General features: G+C 55.7%; 18 protein-coding genes. 10 read left to right on the top strand and 8 right to left on the bottom strand.

Features of this window, described 5'->3' with window-relative positions; genetic code table 11:
* Nucleotide 1: 1 nt before the first annotated feature.
* From ftsQ to mutT, 7 genes are all read left to right on the top strand, one after another.
* Entirely contained in the window at nt 2–835 is an 834-nt protein-coding gene (gene ftsQ, locus ACT3IC_RS05760; RefSeq protein WP_103178273.1) for a cell division protein FtsQ, read from the top strand.
* Nucleotides 836–837: 2 nt separating this feature from the next.
* On the top strand, nt 838–2094 hold the full coding sequence (ftsA, locus tag ACT3IC_RS05755) for a cell division protein FtsA (protein ID WP_103178274.1): 1257 nt from the start codon (nt 838–840) through the stop codon (nt 2092–2094).
* Between the two features lie 63 nt (nt 2095–2157).
* Nucleotides 2158–3309 carry a cell division protein FtsZ gene (ftsZ, locus tag ACT3IC_RS05750; RefSeq protein ID WP_103178275.1) on the top strand — a complete coding sequence of 384 codons (1152 nt, stop codon included), beginning with the start codon at nt 2158–2160 and terminating at the stop codon, nt 3307–3309.
* A 101-nt stretch (nt 3310–3410) separates the two neighbouring features.
* Nucleotides 3411–4328, top strand: a complete 918-nt coding sequence (lpxC, locus tag ACT3IC_RS05745) for a UDP-3-O-acyl-N-acetylglucosamine deacetylase (RefSeq protein ID WP_103178276.1) — start codon at nt 3411–3413, stop codon at nt 4326–4328.
* 251 nt (nt 4329–4579) lie between these two features.
* Complete coding sequence (gene secM / locus ACT3IC_RS05740) at nt 4580–5083, top strand: secA translation cis-regulator SecM (RefSeq protein WP_139156317.1); 504 nt, start codon at nt 4580–4582, stop codon at nt 5081–5083.
* 60 nt (nt 5084–5143) lie between these two features.
* Nucleotides 5144–7849, top strand: coding sequence for a preprotein translocase subunit SecA (gene secA / locus ACT3IC_RS05735; RefSeq protein WP_103178277.1), 2706 nt, complete (start codon nt 5144–5146; stop codon nt 7847–7849).
* A gap of 57 nt (nt 7850–7906) precedes the next feature.
* Nucleotides 7907–8296: an 8-oxo-dGTP diphosphatase MutT gene (gene mutT / locus ACT3IC_RS05730; RefSeq protein ID WP_103178278.1), complete on the top strand. Its 390-nt coding sequence runs from the start codon at nt 7907–7909 to the stop codon at nt 8294–8296.
* A 38-nt stretch (nt 8297–8334) separates the two neighbouring features.
* On the opposite strand, the gene yacG is transcribed toward mutT, so the two are convergent.
* The 3 genes from yacG to coaE are packed head-to-tail and all read right to left on the bottom strand — an operon-like array spanning nt 8335 to nt 9893.
* Nucleotides 8335–8529, bottom strand: a complete 195-nt coding sequence (gene yacG / locus ACT3IC_RS05725) for a DNA gyrase inhibitor YacG (protein ID WP_103178279.1) — start codon at nt 8527–8529, stop codon at nt 8335–8337.
* Nucleotides 8530–8538: 9 nt separating this feature from the next.
* Nucleotides 8539–9282: a cell division protein ZapD gene (gene zapD, locus ACT3IC_RS05720; RefSeq protein ID WP_103178280.1), complete on the bottom strand. Its 744-nt coding sequence runs from the start codon at nt 9280–9282 to the stop codon at nt 8539–8541.
* Nucleotides 9282–9893 carry a dephospho-CoA kinase gene (gene coaE, locus ACT3IC_RS05715; RefSeq protein ID WP_103178281.1) on the bottom strand — a complete coding sequence of 204 codons (612 nt, stop codon included), beginning with the start codon at nt 9891–9893 and terminating at the stop codon, nt 9282–9284. Before coaE ends, zapD begins: the two co-directional genes overlap by 1 nt.
* 235 nt (nt 9894–10128) lie before the next feature.
* Here coaE and ACT3IC_RS05710 point away from each other — a divergent pair, with 235 nt between their 5' ends.
* Nucleotides 10129–11172 (top strand): GMP reductase, encoded by a 1044-nt coding sequence (locus tag ACT3IC_RS05710; protein WP_103178282.1) that lies wholly within the window; start codon nt 10129–10131, stop codon nt 11170–11172.
* A gap of 31 nt (nt 11173–11203) precedes the next feature.
* On the opposite strand, the gene hofC is transcribed toward ACT3IC_RS05710, so the two are convergent.
* The 4 genes from hofC to nadC form a co-directional block, all read right to left on the bottom strand.
* On the bottom strand, nt 11204–12400 hold the full coding sequence (hofC, locus tag ACT3IC_RS05705; protein WP_103178283.1) for a protein transport protein HofC: 1197 nt from the start codon (nt 12398–12400) through the stop codon (nt 11204–11206).
* Nucleotides 12390–13775 carry a type II secretion system protein GspE gene (gene gspE, locus ACT3IC_RS05700; RefSeq protein WP_103178284.1) on the bottom strand — a complete coding sequence of 462 codons (1386 nt, stop codon included), beginning with the start codon at nt 13773–13775 and terminating at the stop codon, nt 12390–12392. Before gspE ends, hofC begins: the two co-directional genes overlap by 11 nt.
* A complete protein-coding gene (gene ppdD, locus ACT3IC_RS05695; RefSeq protein WP_156653917.1) occupies nt 13772–14224 on the bottom strand; it encodes a prepilin peptidase-dependent pilin in 453 nt (150 codons plus the stop codon). Before ppdD ends, gspE begins: the two co-directional genes overlap by 4 nt.
* 183 nt (nt 14225–14407) lie before the next feature.
* Complete coding sequence (nadC, locus tag ACT3IC_RS05690; protein WP_103823262.1) at nt 14408–15301, bottom strand: carboxylating nicotinate-nucleotide diphosphorylase; 894 nt, start codon at nt 15299–15301, stop codon at nt 14408–14410.
* 87 nt (nt 15302–15388) lie between these two features.
* On the opposite strand from nadC, the gene ampD reads away from it, so the two are divergent.
* The gene (gene ampD, locus ACT3IC_RS05685) at nt 15389–15952 is read left to right on the top strand and encodes a 1,6-anhydro-N-acetylmuramyl-L-alanine amidase AmpD (protein ID WP_103178287.1); all 564 of its coding nucleotides are present in this window, start codon (nt 15389–15391) and stop codon (nt 15950–15952) included.
* On the top strand, nt 15949–16803 hold the full coding sequence (ampE, locus tag ACT3IC_RS05680) for a beta-lactamase regulator AmpE (protein ID WP_420193281.1): 855 nt from the start codon (nt 15949–15951) through the stop codon (nt 16801–16803). The genes ampD and ampE overlap by 4 nt, the downstream gene beginning before the upstream one ends.
* A gap of 18 nt (nt 16804–16821) precedes the next feature.
* Here ampE and ACT3IC_RS05675 read toward each other — a convergent pair whose 3' ends face one another.
* Nucleotides 16822–17772 (bottom strand): glycoside hydrolase family 43 protein, encoded by a 951-nt coding sequence (locus ACT3IC_RS05675; protein ID WP_103178289.1) that lies wholly within the window; start codon nt 17770–17772, stop codon nt 16822–16824.
* Between the last annotated feature and the right edge of the window lie 10 nt (nt 17773–17782).

The following is a 17782-nucleotide window of genomic DNA, read 5'->3' as shown; positions in this document are numbered from 1 at the left end:
TATGTCTCAGGCTGCGCTGAACACGCGAAACCGCGACGAGGAAGAAGAATATACTTCCCGGCGGAGTAATGGAACGCGTCTTGCAGGGATTACCTTCCTGCTCGCCGTGCTGTGTACTGTGTTTGTTAGCGGCTGGATGGTGCTCGGCTGGATGGAAGATGCACAACGTCTGCCTCTGTCGAAACTGGTGGTAACGGGTGACCGTCACTACACGCGTAATGATGATATCCGTCAGTCGATCCTGGCATTGGGATCGCCTGGCACCTTCATGACGCAGGATGTGAACATTATTCAGAGTCAGATTGAGCGCCTGCCGTGGATTAAACAGGCAAGCGTCAGAAAGCAATGGCCTGATGAATTGAAGATTCATCTGGTTGAATATGTACCCATTGCGCGTTGGAATGATCAGCATATGGTTGACGTAGAGGGAGTTTCTTTCAGCGTCCCGGCCGATCGTGTCAGCAAGCAAAATTTACCTATGTTATATGGGCCGGAAGGCAGCGAAAACGAAGTGCTGGAAGGTTTTCGTAGCATGGGGAAGGTGCTGGCTAAGGATCGTTTTACCCTGAAACAGGCTGCAATGACGGCGCGTCGTTCCTGGCAGTTGACGCTGACGAACGATATTAAGCTGAACCTGGGGCGGGGTGACACGATGAAGCGTCTGGAACGTTTTGTAGAACTCTATCCCGTTCTGCAGCAGCAGGCGCAGGCTGAAGGCAAAAGGATTAGCTACGTTGATTTGCGCTATGACTCAGGCGCATCGGTCGGGTGGACCCCGGCCCCGGTTGAGGAACCTAATCAGCAACAGAATCAGGCTCAGGTACAGGCAGAATAACAATGATCAAGGCGACGGACAGAAAACTGGTAGTAGGACTGGAGATTGGCACTGCGAAGGTTGCTGCTTTAGTAGGGGAAGTTCTGCCCGACGGTATGGTCAATATCATTGGTGTGGGTAGCTGCCCCTCCCGTGGTATGGATAAAGGTGGGGTAAACGACCTCGAGTCGGTGGTGAAATGCGTACAGCGCGCCATCGATCAGGCCGAACTGATGGCAGATTGCCAGATTTCCTCCGTGTATCTGGCACTCTCTGGCAAACATATCAGCTGCCAGAACGAGATCGGTATGGTGCCGATCTCAGAAGAAGAAGTCTCGCAGGAAGACGTCGAGAACGTAGTGCATACTGCGAAGTCGGTGCGTGTCCGCGATGAACATCGCGTACTGCATGTGATCCCGCAGGAATACGCCATCGATTATCAGGAAGGCATTAAAAATCCGGTGGGGCTTTCAGGCGTGCGTATGCAGGCAAAAGTGCACTTGATCACATGTCACAACGATATGGCGAAGAACATTGTTAAAGCCGTGGAACGTTGTGGCCTGAAAGTTGACCAACTTATTTTCGCCGGTCTGGCGGCAAGTTATTCGGTGCTGACTGAAGACGAACGTGAGCTGGGCGTCTGTGTCGTCGATATCGGCGGTGGTACTATGGACATGGCCGTCTACACCGGCGGAGCGCTGCGCCACACCAAAGTTATCCCTTATGCAGGGAATGTGGTCACCAGCGATATCGCGTATGCCTTTGGTACGCCACCGAGCGATGCTGAGGCGATTAAAGTGCGCCACGGGTGTGCGCTGGGCTCTATCGTTGGTAAAGATGAGAGCGTCGAAGTGCCGAGCGTCGGTGGTCGTCCGCCGCGCAGCCTGCAGCGCCAGACGTTGGCCGAGGTCATTGAGCCGCGTTATACCGAGCTGCTCAACCTCGTGAACGAAGAGATTTTGCAATTACAGGAACAGCTTCGCCAGCAGGGGGTTAAACATCATCTTGCGGCGGGGATTGTATTAACCGGCGGCGCGGCGCAAATTGAAGGTCTTGCGGCTTGCGCTCAGCGCGTGTTCCATACGCAGGTGCGCATTGGGGCACCGCTGAACATCACCGGTCTGACGGATTATGCTCAGGAGCCGTATTACTCAACGGCAGTGGGCTTGCTTCATTACGGGAAGGAAACCCATCTTAGTGGCGAAGCAGAAGTAGAAAAACGCACGTCGGTGGGTTCGTGGTTTAAACGAATCAACACCTGGCTGCGAAAAGAGTTTTAATTTTTGTAAGAGACCGGAGAGAATTAACGGTTTCAGGCGACAGGCACAAAACGGAGAGAAACTATGTTTGAACCTATGGAACTGACCAACGACGCGGTGATTAAAGTCATCGGCGTCGGTGGCGGCGGCGGTAATGCTGTAGAGCACATGGTGCGCGAGCGCATCGAAGGCGTTGAATTCTTCGCGGTGAACACCGATGCGCAGGCACTGCGTAAGACGGCTGTTGGCCAGACAATTCAGATCGGCGGCGGCATCACCAAAGGGCTGGGCGCTGGGGCAAACCCGGAAGTCGGCCGTAACGCTGCAGAAGAAGATCGTGAAGCACTGCGTGCGGCACTTGATGGTGCAGACATGGTGTTTATTGCCGCAGGCATGGGCGGTGGTACCGGAACCGGTGCTGCGCCAGTTGTTGCTGAAGTGGCTAAAGATTTAGGTATCCTGACTGTTGCCGTTGTGACCAAGCCTTTCAACTTTGAAGGCAAGAAGCGTATGGCGTTTGCAGAGCAGGGTATCACCGAGCTGTCCAAGCATGTGGACTCGCTGATCACTATTCCAAACGACAAACTGCTGAAAGTGCTGGGTCGTGGCATCTCTCTGCTGGACGCTTTTGGCGCGGCGAACGATGTTTTGAAAGGCGCTGTCCAGGGTATCGCCGAGCTGATCACCCGTCCAGGCCTGATGAACGTCGACTTTGCTGACGTGCGCACCGTGATGTCCGAAATGGGCTACGCGATGATGGGTTCCGGCGTGGCGAAAGGTGAAGACCGTGCAGAAGAAGCCGCTGAAATGGCGATCTCTTCTCCGCTGCTGGAAGATATCGATCTGTCTGGCGCGCGCGGCGTGCTGGTTAACATCACTGCGGGCTTCGACCTGCGTCTGGATGAGTTCGAAACCGTGGGTAACACCATTCGTGCGTTCGCCTCTGATAACGCAACCGTGGTAATCGGTACTTCCCTTGATCCGGAAATGAACGATGAGCTGCGCGTAACGGTTGTTGCGACCGGTATCGGTATGGACAAACGTCCTGAGATCACCCTGGTGACCAACAAAACTGCACAGCAGCCGGTGATGGATCGCTACCAGCCGCACGGCATGGCACCATTGACCCAGGAGCAGAAACCCGCAGCTAAGGTGGTGAATGACAATACGCCACAAACGCAGAAAGAGCCGGATTATCTGGACATTCCAGCATTCCTGCGTAAACAAGCTGATTAAGAATTAGCTGGAATTAGGGAATTTACGCTCTTTGTGCTAAACTGGCCGCCCGATAGTGATGTACACTCTCGGTTGGATAAGTAACTTGGCGAGATTATACGATGATCAAACAAAGGACATTAAAACGTATCGTTCAGGCGACAGGTGTCGGTTTACATACCGGCAAGAAAGTCACCCTGACGTTGCGCCCTGCGCCGGCCAATACCGGGGTCATCTATCGTCGCACCGACTTGAATCCACCGGTAGATTTCCCGGCTGATGCCAAATCTGTGCGTGATACCATGCTCTGTACTTGCCTGGTGAATGAGCATGACGTGCGGATCTCTACCGTAGAGCACCTGAATGCCGCCCTGGCGGGTCTGGGTATCGACAACATTATTGTTGAAGTCGATGCGCCGGAAATCCCGATTATGGATGGCAGTGCTGCACCGTTCGTCTACCTGTTGTTGGACGCCGGCATCGAAGAACTGAACAGTGCGAAGAAATTCGTACGTATCAAAGAGACCGTTCGTGTCCAGGATGGCGACAAATGGGCTGAATTCAAGCCGTTTAATGGTTTTTCGTTGGATTTCACCATCGACTTCAACCATCCGGCGATTGATTCCAGCACCCAGCGCTATGCGATGAACTTCTCTGCTGATGCGTTTATGCGTCAGATCAGTCGAGCGCGTACGTTTGGTTTCATGCGTGATATCGAATATCTGCAGTCCCGCGGCCTGTGCCTGGGCGGCAGCTTCGATTGTGCCATCGTTGTTGACGATTATCGCGTACTGAACGAAGACGGCCTGCGTTTTGAAGACGAATTCGTTCGTCACAAAATGCTGGATGCGATCGGCGACCTGTTCATGTGTGGTCACAACATCATTGGTGCGTTTACCGCGTATAAATCCGGTCACGCACTGAACAACAAATTGTTGCAGGCTGTTCTGGCAAAACAGGAAGCCTGGGAATATGTGACCTTCGAAGACGAAGCTGAACTGCCTCTGGCATTCAAAGCACCGAGCACGGTTCTGGCGTAACGGTAAATTCCGTTATGTAAATTCGACTGGTTGACCTGGCACTCTCTCCGGCCAGGAAGACCAGTCGTTTTTGTTTTTATCTTCCCCGTATTGCTGTAGTCAATGGCTCGTTTGCTGATTTCATCACCATTTTTAACCTCCTCTGTGGCGCATTACTGCTGCTGCAACCCGGCTTTAGTGTTACTATCTGGGCGCGAAAATATAAAAATCATACGGTGAGCCTGAAGGTTCACTTACTTGTGGTGGGGCAATTGAGCGGAATTCTGACGCGCTGGCGACAATTTGGCAGACGTTACTTCTGGCCGCATCTCCTTCTGGGGATGGTCGCGGCGAGTCTTGGCCTGCCCGCGCTCAGCAGTAACACCGAAACCGCAAATCCGGCAAAGACCACCACCACCCGCCACGATCTGAGCACGCGGGTCAATTTCACGAATCTCGCCCTGCTGGAAGCGAACCGCCGACCCAATTTCACGGTGGATTACTGGCATCAGCATGCGATTCGTACCGTCATCCGGCATCTCTCCTTTGCCATGGCGCCGCAGGCGTTACCTGTTGTCGAAGAGCCTTTACCGGTACAGGCGCACCATCTGGCGCTGCTCGATACACTCACCACGCTGCTTACGCAGCAAAGCAAGCCGCCGGTTATTGTCCGTCAGGTCGCGCTTGCCACACTTTATCCACAAACCGCTTTCTCTGTGTCCGCCTGGATTAGCCAGGTGCAGGGCATCCGCGCCGGACCTCAACGCCTCAGCTAAATTAACCGTTGTTCAATACCTTAATTTAACTGCCCATCATGGGGCGTTTGAGAATTTATTATGTTAATCAAATTACTAACAAAAGTTTTCGGTAGTCGTAACGATCGTACCCTGCGCCGCATGCGCAAAGCCGTCAGCGTCATCAACAGCCTTGAGCCGGCGATGGAAAAACTCTCTGATGAAGAGCTGAAAGCCAAAACCGCTGAATTCCGTGCCCGCCTTGAAAAAGGTGAAACCGTTGAAAGCCTGATCCCGGAAGCGTTCGCCGTGGTGCGTGAAGCGAGTAAGCGCGTGTTTGGCATGCGTCATTTCGACGTGCAGCTGCTGGGCGGGATGGTGCTGAACGACCGCTGCATCGCTGAGATGCGTACCGGTGAAGGTAAAACCCTGACCGCAACCCTGCCTGCCTACCTTAACGCCCTGTCGGGTAAAGGTGTGCACGTGGTTACCGTCAACGACTATCTGGCGCAGCGTGATGCCGAAAACAACCGTCCACTGTTCGAATTCCTCGGTATGACCGTCGGGATCAACATGTCTGGTTTGCCGGCCCCTGCGAAACGCGAAGCCTATAACGCCGACATCACCTACGGGACCAACAACGAATACGGCTTTGACTACCTGCGTGACAACATGGCCTTCAGCCCGGAAGAGCGCGTACAGCGTAAGCTGCACTATGCGCTGGTGGATGAGGTGGACTCCATTCTGATCGACGAAGCGCGTACGCCGCTGATCATCTCTGGTCCGGCTGAAGACAGCTCCGAGATGTATCGCAAAGTCGATAAAATCATTCCGCACCTGATCCGTCAGGAAAAAGAGGACTCCGACACCTTCCAGGGTGAAGGTCACTTCTCCGTTGATGAAAAAGCCCGCCAGGTGAACCTGACCGAGCGCGGTCTGGTGCAGATCGAAGAGCTGCTGGTTGCCCAGGGCATTATGGAAGAGGGCGAGTCACTCTATTCCCCAGGCAATATCATGCTGATGCACCACGTCACTGCCGCCCTGCGCGCCCACGTGTTGTTTACCCGTGACGTGGACTACATCGTTAAGGATGGCGAAGTTATTATCGTCGACGAACATACCGGCCGTACCATGCAGGGTCGTCGCTGGTCCGACGGTCTGCATCAGGCCGTTGAAGCCAAAGAAAATGTCGATATCCAGAACGAGAACCAGACGCTGGCATCCATTACCTTCCAGAACTACTTCCGTCTGTACGAGAAGCTGGCAGGGATGACCGGTACGGCGGATACCGAAGCCTTCGAATTCAGCTCCATCTATAAGCTGGATACCGTAGTCGTTCCAACCAACCGTCCAATGATCCGTAAGGATATGCCGGACCTGGTCTACATGACCGAAGCGGAAAAAATTCAGGCCATCATCGAAGATATTCGCGACCGTACCGCCGCAGGCCAGCCGGTTCTGGTGGGGACTATCTCCATCGAAAAATCGGAAGTGGTCTCCAATGAGCTGACCAAAGCCGGGATCAAACACAACGTCCTGAACGCCAAGTTCCACGCTAAAGAGGCCGATATCGTTGCCCAGGCGGGCTATCCGGCAGCCGTGACCATCGCCACCAACATGGCGGGTCGTGGTACCGACATCATGCTGGGCGGTAGCTGGCAGGCTGAAGTGGCTGCGCTGGAAAACCCAACCCCGGAACAGATCGCGCAGATCAAAGCCGACTGGCAGGTTCGTCACGATGCGGTTCTGGCTGCGGGCGGTCTGCACATCATCGGTACGGAACGTCACGAATCCCGTCGTATTGACAACCAGCTGCGTGGCCGTGCGGGTCGTCAGGGTGATGCCGGTTCTTCACGCTTCTATCTGTCGATGGAAGATGCGTTGATGCGTATTTTCGCCTCTGACCGTGTGTCGGGCATGATGCGTAAACTGGGTATGAAACCGGGCGAAGCGATTGAACACCCGTGGGTGACCAAAGCCATCGCCAACGCCCAGCGTAAAGTGGAAAGCCGTAACTTCGATATTCGTAAGCAGCTGCTTGAGTATGATGATGTGGCCAACGACCAGCGTCGCGCTATCTACACCCAGCGTAACGAACTGCTGGACGTTTCCGACGTGAGCGAAACCATTAACAGCATTCGCGAAGATGTCTTCAAAGCGACTATCGATAACCATATTCCACCGCAATCTCTGGAAGAGATGTGGGATGTTGAAGGTCTGCAGGCGCGTCTGAAAAACGACTTCGACCTGGATCTGCCGATTCAGGAGTGGCTGGATAAAGAGCCGGAGCTGCATGAAGAGACCCTGCGCGAGCGTATTTTCGCTAACGCCCTTGAGGTCTATAAGCGTAAGGAAGAGGTGGTTGGCGCTGAGATGATGCGTCATTTCGAAAAAGGCGTGATGCTGCAAACCCTGGACTCCCTGTGGAAAGAGCACCTGGCAGCGATGGACTATCTGCGTCAGGGTATTCACCTGCGTGGCTATGCGCAAAAAGATCCGAAGCAGGAGTACAAGCGTGAATCCTTTGCGATGTTTGCCTCTATGCTTGAATCACTGAAGTACGAAGTGATCAGCACCCTGAGCAAAGTCCAGGTGCGCATGCCGGAAGAAGTGGAAGAGATGGAACAGCAGCGTCGTGAAGAAGCGGAGCGTCTGGCTCAGATGCAGCAGCTTAGCCATCAGGACGACGAAGAAGCCGCCGCCGCCGCAATTGCCGCGCAGTCCGGTGATCGTAAGGTCGGTCGTAACGATCCGTGCCCGTGCGGTTCCGGTAAAAAATACAAACAGTGCCATGGCCGTCTGAGCTAAGCCTGTAAAACACGTAAAAGGCGCAGATATCTGCGCCTTTTTTATGGATGCAAGACAATGAAAATACTGCAAATCGCTGTCGGGATCATTCGTAATTCCGATAACCAAATCTTTATTACCCAGCGTGCGGCCGATGCGCACATGGCGAATAAGTGGGAGTTTCCTGGCGGTAAGATTGAGTCCGGCGAGACGCCGGAACAGGCGCTTATCCGCGAGCTTCAGGAAGAGGTGGGCATCACGCCGCGCGGTGCGACCCTGTTCGATAAACTGGAATATACCTTTCCCGATCGCCATATCACGCTGTGGTTCTGGCTGGTGGAAAACTGGGAGGGGGAACCCTGGGGCAAAGAGGGACAGCCTGGAAACTGGGTGACGCTGAACGCGCTGGATGCCGATAAATTCCCACCGGCAAATGCGCCTGTCATTGCGCGTTTAGTGGCGGACTGACTGGCCTGCGAGCGAGGTGCCGGCAGGCCATGGGGACATTACTGCTGCTCTTCGCTCCAGTCATCGCTGTCGGACATATCGCCTGAGCTTGGAATGCGTTTCTCTTCCGCAGCCCACTCGCCCAGATCGATTAGCTGGCAGCGCTTGCTGCAAAAAGGGCGGAACGGGCTCTGTTCGCCCCAGACAACGGGCTTGCCACAGGTGGGGCAGTTCACGGTGGTGACTTCAGACATCTTAACTCCTTAGCAGCACGCCAGTTCAAAGTCGAGGCGTTCCGGCACCAGACCATGTTCACTGTCGAGCGGCATGAAACGGATCGCAAAGCGGCTCTTATGGCCTGAAATTTGCGGGTAAAGCTGATCGGCAAGGGAGAGCTGCAGGCGCAGGAGATCCGCATCTTCACCGTTATCCTGATAAAAACCATTCAGGCTGGTTTGCTTGCGGAATGGCGCTGAATTGCGGATTAAATCCAGGATCAGCGACAGCGCCTGGTTCAGCGGCTCAAGGCTGTTCAGCCAGCTTTGCACCTGCATATCGCGCTGTTCCTGCGGCATATGCAGCCAGATATGCAAGGTCGGTAAATCGAAACTGCAGCAGCCGCCGGGAATGCTCAGACGCTGACGCACCAGGGCGACCAGGCGGTCTTCACGCAAAAACTGGCCGATACGCGGCGCCGCCATTAATACGCCGCTGCTGTTTTTCAGCTGCTGGCGCAGGCTGTCGATGCGGCTGTTATCCACCCCCGGCACTTCTGCCCAGGCCTGCAGTTTACGCTGCTGGCGCTCCAGCTCTTTCAGTAATTCTGTGCGGACTTCGCCACGCTCTAACACATCCAGCAGATCGCTCACGTTGCGGAAAAAGTGCAGCGCCGTGGTGTGGTCATGAACCGGAAGCAGGCCGGAAAGCTGCTGGATCAAAAATTCGATGCGCAGCCAGGTGCGCATTTTTTCATTGAGGGGATGCTCGAAAAGAACATGGGTGTGCATTAGGCTTTTTCCTGTAAAACGGCCTGCGCCAGATATTGCTGATGCAGGCGAGCCACATCCGATGCAATGGCATCCGGTGAGCCGTTATTATCAATCACATCATCCGCGACGGCCAGGCGCGCTTCACGCGTGGCCTGCGCGGCAAGAATTTGTTCCGCATGTTCACGCCCGACGTTATCACGGGCGATGGTGCGCTGAATTTGTGTTGCCGGAGAGACATCCACAACCAGTACCCGGTCCGCTTTGTCATGGAGATTATTTTCCACAAGAAGCGGGACAACCCAGAGCACATAGGGTGAAGTCGCGTGTGCTATCTGTTTCTGCGTCTCCTGCTGGATAAGCGGGTGAAGCAGGGCGTTAAGCCAGGCTTTCTCTTCAGGATGCGTGAAAATGCGTTCGCGCAGCATTCGACGATTAAGGGTGCCGTCAGGCTCGATAATGTCGCTGCCGAAATGGTCTGCAATAGCGCGTAGTGCGGGTGTACCTGGCTCTACCACCTGGCGGGCAAGGATGTCGGCATCAATTATCGTGATACCCAGACGAGAGAAGGCGTCAGCCACAGTGCTTTTGCCACTGCCAATGCCTCCCGTTAATGCAACGATGTACCCCATTAAATAAAATCCTGGGAAATATTCATTATTGATATCAATTGCTTAAGATTTAATCTTTTATCAGCGAAGATTAAGCCCTGCTTACGTACTTTTTACCAGGTAAATTTATAGGATTGTAGCGTAAAAAAAGTGATTTTCGCAGTCTTGCGCAACAGGTATTAGTGCGTATGATAGCGTCACTGGAGTTGTGTGTTACGTTTTTCGACATTTACCCCAGTACCCCAGGAATCCGCAAATGCGTATCGAAGAAGATTTGAAGTTAGGTTTCAAAGACGTTCTTATCCGCCCTAAACGTTCTACTCTGAAAAGTCGCTCCGACGTTGAACTTGAACGTCAATTCACCTTTAAGCATTCCGGTCAGACCTGGTCTGGCGTACCTGTTATCGCCGCTAACATGGATACCGTCGGAACGTTTGCGATGGCAAAAGCGCTGGCTTCCTTCGACATTCTGACCGCTGTACACAAGCACTACAGCGTGGAAGAGTGGAATGCGTTTGCAGGCTCCGTATCTGAAAACGTGCTGAAGCACGTGATGGTCTCTACCGGCACCTCTGATGCCGATTTCGAAAAAACGAAACAGATCCTGATTGCTAACCCAAACCTTAACTTCATCTGTATTGATGTTGCGAATGGTTATTCTGAACACTTCGTTCAGTTCGTCAGCAAGGCGCGTCAGGCCTGGCCGACCAAAACCATTATTGCAGGTAACGTGGTTACCGGTGAAATGTGTGAAGAGCTGATCCTCTCCGGGGCAGATATCGTGAAAGTGGGGATTGGTCCGGGTTCTGTCTGCACCACGCGCGTTAAAACCGGCGTTGGTTATCCGCAGCTGTCAGCAGTGATCGAGTGTGCTGACGCAGCCCACGGTCTGGGTGGTCAGATCATCAGTGACGGTGGATGCACCATGCCGGGCGACGTGGCAAAAGCATTCGGCGGCGGCGCAGACTTCGTGATGCTGGGCGGTATGCTGGCTGGCCACGAAGAGAGCGGCGGTACCGTTGTTGAAGAAAACGGTGAAAAATTCATGCTGTTCTACGGCATGAGCTCTGAATCGGCCATGAACCGCCACGTGGGTGGTGTTGCGCAGTATCGTGCCGCTGAAGGTAAAACCGTTAAGCTGCCTCTGCGTGGCCCGGTTGAAAATACCGCGCGTGATATCCTGGGTGGCCTGCGTTCAGCATGTACCTATGTGGGGGCGTCCCGCCTGAAAGAGCTGACCAAGCGCACGACCTTTATCCGCGTTCAGGAGCAGGAAAACCGCGTTTTCAACAGCCTGTAATGCTTCTCGCTGGCGCGTTTTCGCGCCAGCGTTATCCCGCACTCATCGCATCCCCCAGATGGAAAATCGGTAGATACATCGCGACCACCAGCGTGCCGATAATCAATCCCGTCACAATCAGCAGTACTGGCTCCAGCAGTGAGGCTAAATTGTCGGCCTGCTGAAAGGTCTGCTCATTATGATGCTGCGCCAGGTTGCTCAGCATGGTGTCCAGCGCGCCCGATGCTTCGCCTGTGCGTACCAGCTGAATGCAGAGTGGCGTAAAAATTTCTGCCTCATTCAGGGCTGACCAGATGGGCAACCCCTGCATAATGCGATGCCGTATCGCCTGTAATTTCTCCTGCCAGAAGGGGCACTCCAGCGTCTCCTCCGTACTTTCCAGCCCTTGTATAAAGGCGATGCCCGCCTGTTGCGTGAGCGAGAGAACGGTGAATATCTGGCTGAGCTTTTGCCCCCGTACCAGCGGACCAATCACCGGGCTATTCAGCAGCAGACGCTGGGTGGCATATCGCCATCGTCGTTTGCGGCGAAGAAACAGCAGGCCGGATGTTATCGCTATAAGACTGAACAGTAGCGCCGCCCCCCGCTCCTGAAGCACGTTTGCCAGCCCCATCACTGCCCGCGTCAGGGCAGGTAACGGGGTGTTAAAGGTTTTATAGATAGCGGCAAACTCCGGCAGCACGAGCGTCACCATCGCCAGCACTACGGCGAAAGCCAGACCGAGAATGATTACCGGATAACGCAGCGCTTTTATTACCTTTGCGCTGAGTTGTTGCTGGGTTTTTTGCTGCTGCGCGAGCTGGCGACAACATTCGTCCAGCTTGCCGGTCAGCTCCCCGGTTTTGATCATCGAAACATAAAGCGGCGGAAAAACATGCGGCCATTTTTTCAGGGCGTCAGAGAAGGCACACCCGGCACTGAGATCGTCGGCGACGCTTTGCAACAACGCCTGCCATTGTCTGGCCGGGTGCTGCTGCGCCAGAAGCGCCAGCCCTGCCGACAGGGTTAACCCCGCCTGTAGCAATGTCGCCAGCTGATGGATAATGTCGTAGCGATGCTGCGCCTGCCACCGTGTCTGTTGCACGCATCGCCTGAGTTCCAGGGGAACGAGCGCTTTGCCATGCAGGATAGCCCATGCCGTTTGTTTGTCGGGTGCCCAAAGCGCGCCCGCCTGCCGCTCCCCCTGCGGGCTGAGTGCCCGCCAGCGCCAGAGTTGATTACCTGCCATCGGGCGCGCCCAGCATCTGCACCAGCTCTTCGAGGGTGGTGTGCCCCTGTTCTACCGCCATGCAGCCATGCTCAAACAGCGTGGTCATACCCGTCTGTCGGGCCAGCTTTTCGATCTCTTCCACCGACGCTCCGCTGGCAATGGCGGTGCGCAGCTCGCGGGTGATTACCATCACCTCGAAGATTGCCACCCGGCCATAAAAACCGTGGTAGCAGCGGTCGCAACCCACCGGCAGCCAGTGCGGCAAAGGGCGAGGCCACAACGCCTGGGGCAGGGGGGCATCCCGGCGGGCCTCCTGACGACAGTGCGGGCACAGCCGACGTACCAGCCGCTGGGCGATCACCAGAGACAATGCCGAAGAGATCATCCAGCGCGCCACGCCCATCTGCTGCAGGCGAACCAGCGTTTCGGCGGTAGAGTTGGTATGCAGCGTCGACAGCACAAGATGGCCAGTCTGGGCGGCATTGATCGCGATCCCGGCCGTTTCGCCATCACGTATTTCGCCCACCATGATGATGTCTGGATCCTGGCGTAGAAATGCACGCAATACGCTCTGGAAGGTTAACCCCGCCCGGGGGTTTATGGGGGTCTGGTTTAGCCCCTCGAGCGGGATTTCGACAGGATCTTCTACGCTGCAGATGTTCACAGCGGGCGTATTCCGGGCCTGTAACGCGCTGTAAAGGGTAACGGTTTTACCGCTGCCGGTGGGGCCCGTCACCAGAATCAGCCCCTGGGATTTATGCAGCGCTTCGGCGAATAATCGCTGCTGGATGGTGCTCATGCCCAGCTGATCCAGCAGGAGCGCCTGCTGCTCCTGCTGCAAAAGCCGCAGCACGATTTTTTCTCCATTGCGACAGGGAAGCGTGGCAATTCGAAACGAGACGGGGGCGCCGGAGAGCTCAACCGTAAATTGTCCATCCTGGGGTAAGCGCCGCTCGGCGATATCCAGATTGCCCAGCACCTTCAGCCTGGCGATCAGCGTAGTGCCCAGTTCGGACGAAAGAGGCTGTTGCGGATACAACACGCCGTCGATGCGTAACCGGATCTGCCAGCTCTCGTCGGCGGGCTCGATGTGAATATCCGATGCCCGCTGGCTCATCGCCTGCATCAGGGTGCGGTTGAGGATCTCAATGGCGGAGCGGGTTGAGATGGCGGCCACAGGCAGATGCGAGTCTGACGCGGTTTGCCGGTGCTTTTCCATTCTCTCGCTGGTCCAGCATTCGATATCTATCCTTTTCTGCGTCGCGAAACGTAACGCCTCCAGCAGCCCAACAGGCGGGTTACCCACCACGGCAATCGTGATGCTGTCCGGGGCGCTGGTCAGCAACAAAGCGTTGTGACGCTGACACAGCGCGGTGAGCTGGTCAGAATTCATTGCACGTTCTCCTCGCCAGCCGTAAAGCGGAACACCTCTTCACAGGCCTGCTTCAGCGCGCTGTCGTTGGCAATGGTGCAAACGCGCGTCCAGCCGGTGATGCCGTTGCCGTTATTCCATTGCGGCGTCATCACGACCTCCAGACCGTTCAGGCTCTCCTGACCCGTCAGGGTAACGGTACCCTTGACAATGCTCATGGCTGAGACATAGCGGGAGGTGGCAGGGGAGGGAACGCCGTTGACGCCCGCGTCGCAGCTTTCTGTCCCGCCATGATCGAGCGCGCAGAGTTCGACGGCGGTACGGTAGGGCAGGAAGGTTTGCAGCATGTCAGTGAGGGCGGCTTTTCGCAGGTAGTTCTGATAGGCCGGAATGCCGATGGCGCTAAGAATGGCGACGATGCCGATGACAACCATTAGCTCGATGAGGGTAAATCCTTTTTGTCTTTCCATGAGTCGCTCCTTGTGTGAACTGGCGCTACTGTGGCAGCACGGCAGAGCAGGGGCGAGCGGCAAAAATCATTTTGGGAAGCAGGATTCAGCGAGGAGTGTTGATGTTACAGCGTGATACAAGGGGGTTGCGAGAAGGGTCGGAAATCGGGGGAGCCCGGCCTCGGCAGACCGGGCTGAAGTCAGCTAGCGAAAGCGCATCGACAGATCGAGGGCGCGAATGTGTTTAGTCAGTGCGCCAACGGAGATGAAATCGACGCCGGTTTCGGCAAATTCACGTAAGGTTTCACGCGTCACGTTGCCAGAGACCTCGAGACGGGCCTGACCATTGGTACGCTTCACGGCTTCACGCATCTGCTCAGTTTCGAAGTTATCCAGCATGATGATGTCGGCACCCGCTTTCAGGGCGTCTTCCAGTTCCTGCAGGCTTTCTACTTCTACTTCGACCGGCACATCCGGGTGCAGCCAGAAGGCTTTTTCTACCGCCTGGCGAACGGAGCCGGAGGCGATAATGTGGTTCTCTTTAATCAGGAAGGCATCGGACAACCCCAGGCGATGGTTGGCGCCGCCGCCGCACAGCACGGCATATTTCAGCGCGGTACGCAGGCCGGGCAGGGTTTTGCGCGTATCCAACAGCTGGGTGTTTGTGCCTTCCAGCAGGTTGACGTAGCGGCGCACTTCGCTTGCCACGCCCGAGAGCGTCTGGACAAAGTTCAGCGCGGTGCGTTCACCGGTGAGCAGGACGCGCGATGGCCCTTCCAGTTCAAAGAGCGGCTGGTTAGCCACAATGCTGTCGCCATCTTCGACATGCCACGTCACCTGAACGCCATCCCCGGCCAGTTGCGTAAAGACCTCTTCCACCCAACGTTTGCCACAGAAAACGCCATCCTCACGGGTGATGACAACCGCATGGGAACGGGCATCCTCCGCCAGCAGCTGGGCGGTAATGTCGTTGTCTGCGTTGACGTCTCCACCCAGATCTTCGCGCAGCGCATTGGCGACGCTTGCCGGAATATCCATATTTATACGTTCCAGCAGTACGTTACGTCTGTGGTCGGGGTTGTAGCGGCGTGGCGGCATGTTAAAACTCCAAATTGGTAACGAATCATAAGATTGAAACATGCTACTCTGAACCGGGAATCAGCACCATATATAAGGAGATCCTGCATGCACTCAGAACATGGCTGGCTGGTGGAGGCTCGGCGTGTTCCTTCGCCACACCATGATTGCCGTCCAGAGGATGAAATCCCGTCGCTGCTGGTTGTGCATAACATCAGCCTGCCGCCCGGCGAGTTCGGCGGCCCGTGGATTGACGCGTTATTCACCGGGACAATCGATCCCGATGCTCACCCCTTTTTCGCAGAAATTGCCCACCTGCGCGTTTCTGCCCATTGTCTGATTCGTCGTGACGGCGAGATCGTCCAGTATGTTCCTTTCGATAAACGCGCCTGGCATGCGGGCGTTTCTCAGTATCAGGGGCGTGAACGCTGCAACGATTTTTCCATCGGTATTGAGCTCGAAGGGACAGATACGCTGCCCTACACCGATGCCCAATATCAGCAACTGGCTGCGGTAACGCGCACGCTGATTTCACTCTACCCGGGTATCGCCCACAACGTGACTGGGCACAGCGATATTGCGCCGCAGCGCAAGACCGATCCCGGCCCGGCGTTTGACTGGGAACGATTCAAAACCCTGCTTACCGCCCTGTCAGAAAAGGAGATGACATGACGTTATTTACCATGCTGCTGGTGTTGATTGCCGAGCGTTTGTTTAAGCTGGGCGAGCACTGGCATCTGGATCATCGGATGGAAGTGCTGTTTCGTCGCATCCGCCACTTTTCCATGATTCGCACACTGCTGATGACGGCGGGCGTGATGGTGGTGGTATTCCTGCTGCTGCGGTCGCTGTATGGCCTCTTCTTCAACGTGCCGCTGCTGGTGGTGTGGATCCTGCTCGGTGTACTCTGTATTGGCGCAGGTAAGGTTCGTCTGCACTACCATGCCTACCTGAAGGCGGCCACTAACGGTGACCTGCATGCCCGTGGGGCGATGGCCAGCGAGCTGACCTTAATTCACGGTATTCCGCCGGAGTGCGATGAACGCGAGTTTTTACGCGAACTGCAGAATGCGCTGCTGTGGATTAACTACCGCTTCTATCTGGCGCCGTTGTTCTGGTTTGTGGTGGGCGGCGCGTGGGGCCCGGTTCTGCTGATGGGCTATGCGTTTTTACGCGCCTGGCAGAGCTGGCTGGCACGTTATCTGACCCCGCACGAGCGGTTGCAGTCTGGTATCGATGCGATCCTGCACGTGGTGGACTGGCTGCCGGTGCGGCTGTTCGGCGTGGTGTATGCCCTGATCGGCCACGGCGAGAAAGCCCTGCCGGCATGGTTCGCCTCGCTGGGCGATCGCCACACCTCGCAATATCTGGTGTTAACACGTCTGGCCCAGTTCTCCCTGGCCCTCGAGCCGCACACGGATAAGATCGCAACGCCGAAAGCGGCGGTCTCGATGGCTAAGAAAACCTCTTTTGTGGTGGTGGTGATTGTGGCGCTGCTGACCATCTACGGCACGCTGATCTAAACCAGCGCGCCGCAGGCTTCAGAGTGTATCAGCTGACGGGATGCCGAAATCGGGCATCCCGTTTTCGTTCCAGTTTACGGTTTTCAGGCGGGTGTGGCGGTTTGGATCGTACAGCGGATCGCCTTCGATTTCGGTGTAGTTGCGCGCATGGTAAACCAGCACGTCTTCCCCCTCCGGCGTTTGGGTAAAGCTGTTATGTCCCGGTCCGTACTGGCGATTCTCGTAGCTGGTGGTGAACACCGGCTGCGGGGATTTATGCCAGTTCGCCGGGTTACGTGGGTCAGCATTGAGGTCGATCCAGAGCAGTCCCATGCAGTAGTTTTCATCGGTGGCGCTGGCGGAGTAGCTGATAAATAGCCGATCGCCGTGGAACAGCACCGCCGGACCTTCGTTGACCCAGAAACCGCGGCACTCCCAGTCATATTCCGGTTTGCTGAGCATCACCGGATCGCCTTTGAGCGTCCATGGGTTTTCCATTTCGCACAGATAAAGGTTCGAGTTACCGGTGATATCCGGGGCTTTTTGCGCCCAGAGATACCAGCGTTTACCCTGATGGACAAAGGTGGTGGCATCCAGCGCAAAGGTATCAAAGTGCGTTTTGATCTGCCCCTTCTCTACCCATTTGCCGGTGAGCGGGTCGCTGTCGGCGCACTCCAGGGCATACATCCGGTGCTGGAACATGCCCAGCTCGTCCAGCGCCTGGGTGTGGGCCGCCGCGAAGTAGATGTACCATTTGCCGTCGATAGCATGCAGTTCCGGGGCCCAGATCAGATTACCCATCGGGCCGCTGTCGGGCTTATGCCAGACCACGACCTCTTGTGCGCTGCGCAGCCCTTCCAGCGAGTCGGCGCGGCGGATTGCCAGCCGGTCATACTCCGGAACCGAGGCAATAAAGTAGTACTGCCCTTCATGATGAAGAATGTACGGATCGGCGCGTTGTTCAATAAACGGGTTTGGCCAGGTTTGCATTCGGCTCTCC

Source organism: Leclercia sp. GHBNCSD (assembly GCF_055805075.1).
The sequence above is the reverse complement of the archived record's forward strand: the minus strand, read 5'-3'. Positions and strand labels throughout refer to the sequence as shown.